This window comes from Streptomyces sp. I05A-00742, from assembly GCF_013055795.1.
In the GTDB taxonomy this organism is placed as follows: Bacteria; Actinomycetota; Actinomycetes; order Streptomycetales; family Streptomycetaceae; genus Streptomyces.
This window is the reverse complement of record NZ_JABETO010000102.1, coordinates 1-432: the sequence shown is the minus strand read 5'-3', so window position 1 is coordinate 432 and position 432 is coordinate 1. Positions and strand designations below refer to the sequence as shown.

Below are 432 nucleotides of genomic sequence, written 5' to 3'. Positions count from 1 at the left end.
GCCGCGACGGCGGCCTCCTCGCGCTGCCGGGCGGCCAGGCGCTGTTCCAGCTCCCGCAGCGCCGAAGGGTCCAGCAGTGCCTCGGCCGCGAGGCGGGGCGTGTCGAACCCGGCGTGGTAGGCGGCGTCGGCGAGCCGGGCGTCGGCCTCCTTCACGGCGGCGGCCGCGTCCTCGGCGGCGCGGGCGGCCGCGGCGGCCTCGGCGAGCCGGCCGGCCCGGTCCTCCAGCAGCCCGGCACGGCGGGCGACGGACTCCTCGCCGTCCCGCGCCCGGGCCAACTCCTCGTGCAGGACGGCCCGTTCCTGCTCCAGGTCGTCGCGGTGGGACGTCCGTGCGGCGATCCGCAGCCGCGCCGCCTGCTGGGCGTCGCGGCGGCGTTCGTACTCGCGCTCGGCCTCCGCGAGGGCCGCCCGGGCGGCGGGCGCGTCGGCT

At 81.2% G+C, this 432-nt stretch carries 1 pseudogene; it reads right to left on the bottom strand.

What is annotated here, in order from left to right:
* Positions 1–432 (bottom strand): annotated as a pseudogene (locus HN013_RS32250) (SMC family ATPase); the annotation flags it as partial.